At 39.5% G+C, this 3,247-nt stretch carries 4 protein-coding genes; 1 reads left to right on the forward strand and 3 read right to left on the reverse strand.

The annotated features are described in order from the left end of the window. Window positions 1–40 precede the first annotated feature (40 nt). Window positions 41–601, reverse strand: a complete 561-nt coding sequence (gene efp, locus ACTHJT_RS14310; protein WP_440239383.1) for an elongation factor P — start codon at window positions 599–601, stop codon at window positions 41–43. 164 nt (window positions 602–765) lie between these two features. On the opposite strand from efp, the gene ACTHJT_RS14315 reads away from it, so the two are divergent. After that, on the forward strand, window positions 766–1,104 hold the full coding sequence (locus ACTHJT_RS14315; RefSeq protein ID WP_440239386.1) for a heavy-metal-associated domain-containing protein: 339 nt from the start codon (window positions 766–768) through the stop codon (window positions 1,102–1,104). A gap of 93 nt (window positions 1,105–1,197) precedes the next feature. Here ACTHJT_RS14315 and ACTHJT_RS14320 read toward each other — a convergent pair whose 3' ends face one another. Together ACTHJT_RS14320 and tyrS are read right to left on the reverse strand one after the other, a co-directional pair. Then, the gene (locus ACTHJT_RS14320) at window positions 1,198–1,764 is read right to left on the reverse strand and encodes an SET domain-containing protein (RefSeq protein ID WP_440239388.1); all 567 of its coding nucleotides are present in this window, start codon (window positions 1,762–1,764) and stop codon (window positions 1,198–1,200) included. 9 nt (window positions 1,765–1,773) lie between these two features. Next, complete coding sequence (tyrS, locus tag ACTHJT_RS14325; protein ID WP_440239391.1) at window positions 1,774–3,057, reverse strand: tyrosine--tRNA ligase; 1,284 nt, start codon at window positions 3,055–3,057, stop codon at window positions 1,774–1,776. Between the last annotated feature and the right edge of the window lie 190 nt (window positions 3,058–3,247).

The following is a 3,247-nucleotide window of genomic DNA, read 5'->3' on the forward strand; positions in this document are numbered from 1 at the left end:
CAATGATCATAAACTGGGTTTATTTTTAAAATCCATCAGATTACTTTACGCGTTCAACGTATGAACGTGTACGTGTGTCAATTTTTATACGGTCACCGATCTCAACAAACAAGGGTACTGTAATCGTAGGTCCGTTATCAACTGTTGCAGGTTTTAATGTTTTGGTTGCTGTATCACCTTTAATGCCCGGTTCAGTATACGTAACTTCCATTTCAACATGAGAAGGAAGTTCGCCCTGAATAGGCGTTTCGCCATCGAAAGAAATAAGCATTTTCATTTCTTCTTTTACGAAATCAATTGCTTCTCCAAACAGGATCATTGGAATATAGATCTGGTCGAAGGTGTCATTATCCATACATACCAGGCTGTCGCCATCCTGATAAAGGTATTGTAATTCTTTTACTTCCACACGTACCATGTCAATGTCTTCATCCGCTCTGAAACGCGCTTCAGCAGATTTGCCGGATTTTACGTTTTTCATTTTTGCCTGGTAGAAGGCACGTAAGTTGCCTGGTGTACGGTGTTCAATTTCAGTTATTGTAAGAAGTTCTCCATTATATCTGATAAAAGAGCCTCTGGAAAGATCATTCGGTTTTGCCATTTTTCATTAAATATATTGCCGCAATTTACTAATAGAAAGCTAAATATCCAGCTCCATCGGACGGATATTGAAAGTTTTCAGGCGATTATTGCGGTTAGCAAAGTTACCTGCGACAATAATTGTGTATCTTGCAACATTGTAAATCATGTAAATAACCATAGCTGATGAAAAAAGTATTTATTTTAGCATCAATTCTTTTGACCATTGTCGCTTGTACAACTAAGCCGAATGCGGAGGCTTCTTTTTTTGTTCGCGGGAATTGTGAAATGTGTAAAGAACGAATTGAAAAAACAGTATTGAGCATCAATGGTGTTGAGAAAGCAGACTGGAACGTGGAATCTGAAATGATCCAGGTTTCGTACGATTCAACACGGATCTCGCCGCTTGAAATAGAAAAGGTGATTGCCATTACCGGTCATGCGACTAAAAACGTACCGATGGATACAGCCGCACACGCCAAACTGCCGGAATGCTGTCAGGTGAATTCAGGCTTTGCCCATTAATCACTTTTACTTAAAAGTATAAATAAGAAAAAAGCCCAGGATTTATATCCTGGGCTTTTTTCTTATTACTTAAAACGTAAAACTTATTACGCATTACTTTTTCTTCTTCTTTTTATCAGACTTTTTCTTTTTGTCTTTCTTTTTCTTTTCCGGCTGGAAGCCCATAGCTGTGCGCATTTCATCACCATAATCTACCAGCAGTTCTTCGCCGGCTTTGATTTTCTTTTTGGCAACAATTTCAATTACGCCATCATTATCAAGATATTCAACATTGGCTTTCTTGCCTGAACCTGTGAAATCACATACGAATCGCCCCAGGCCGGAAGATGTTTTTCGTGCATCAATCACGTGCTTTTTACCAAGTGTCATGCCGTATTCACCATGGCCTTCCTTGTCGTATCTTTTATTATACTGGTCGATCGTTAATTTTTCACCTTCATACAAAAGTGCCACCGAACCTTTTTTGATTTTCTTTAACGTGAATAAGCCCAGGCCCGCAAAAGGAACTGTAGACTGGTCAACTCTGAAGGAAAGCTCTGAAGCAGTGTGCTCCGGACAGTAAGGGTGGGTCAACGTGCAAATCGTTTTGCAGCGTTTGCCTGTTGAATCTTTGTATGCACATTGTTTTTTTACAACAATGGAATGGTTGATTTGAGTCATAGGTAAAAATTAATTGAACCTCAGTAAGTAATAATTTTTCTTTCCTTTTTGTACCAGCAGGTAGCTGTTTAGTAATAAAGGGTAATTTACAATTTCTTCCGGAGAATTTATTTTTATTTTATTAATACTTACGCCGCCCCCCTGGATCATCTTACGTGCTTCGCCTTTGGAAGGGAAAACTTCTGAATTACTAAGTGTACTCAGCAGTTCCAGTACATTCGGTTTTTCATCCAAGGTGGATTTTGCTACTTCGATCATCGGGATACCTTCAAAGACAGAAAGCAGAGTAGCTTCATTCAATGCCTGCAGATCTTCGGTAACGCTCTTTCCGAAAAGGATTTCAGAGGCTTTTATAGCCATCTCATAGTCTGCTTCTGAATGTACACGGATTGTAATATCTTTTGCTAAAGTCTTTTGTAACAGGCGTTCATGCGGAGCTTTTGCATGCTCAGCTTCCAATGCTTCGATCTCTTCTTTACTGAACAAGGTAAAGATGCGGATGAATCTGCTTACATCTTCATCGGCACTGTTCAGCCAGAATTGGTAGAACTTATACGGAGACGTAAGGTTCGGATCCAGCCATACATTTCCACCGGCAGATTTACCAAATTTTGTACCGTCGGCCTTTGTAAGCAATGGCGTTGTTAAAGCAAAAGCAGTACCATCAGCCATTTTCTTGATGAGTGTTGTCCCTGAGGTAATATTTCCCCATTGGTCTGAACCGCCCATCTGCAACCGTACATTGTTGTTTTTGTATAAATAGTAATAATCGTATCCCTGGAGCAATTGGTATGAGAACTCGGTATACGAAATACCTGTTTCCATGCGGGTTTTCACGGAATCTTTACTCATCATGTAATTTACGGTCAGGTTTTTACCTGCATCGCGCAGGAATTCCAGAAAGCCAATGCCTTTAAACCAGTCGTAGTTATTTACAAGTTTTGCTGAGTTGGAACCACTGTTAAAGTCAAGGAATTTTGTTAACTGTTTGCGAATACCTTCCTGGTTTAAACGTAATGTTTCTTCCGATAAAAAATTACGCTCTTCTGACTTTCCTGATGGATCGCCGATCATGCCTGTAGCGCCGCCCACCAAAGCCATAGGGGTATGACCTGCATGCTGGAAGTGCACCAGCATCATAATTGTAACAAGGTTACCTATTGTTAATGAGGGTGCTGTAGGATCAAATCCAACGTAAGCCGTAGTCTGGTTTTTTAATAAATATTCTTCCGTTCCTGGCATGATGTCGTGCAGCATGCCCCTCCATTTCAGTTCTTCAACAAAATTTTTCACAAATACTCTATTTTAAGAATACAAATATACGCTATATCCTTAAAAGCGGAAATTTCAAGTATTTATTCACATTGGTTTAGTTTCAGCCTAAAGCTTAGTAATTTTGATATATTATGGCCGAATCTAGTATTGCCCCGGAGAAAGTACTGAAAGACCTTAAAGAAGGTAAATACGCCCCTGTATATTTTTT

It is taken from the genome of Cytophaga sp., assembly GCF_051961495.1.
Lineage (GTDB): Bacteria > Bacteroidota > Bacteroidia > Cytophagales > Cytophagaceae > Cytophaga.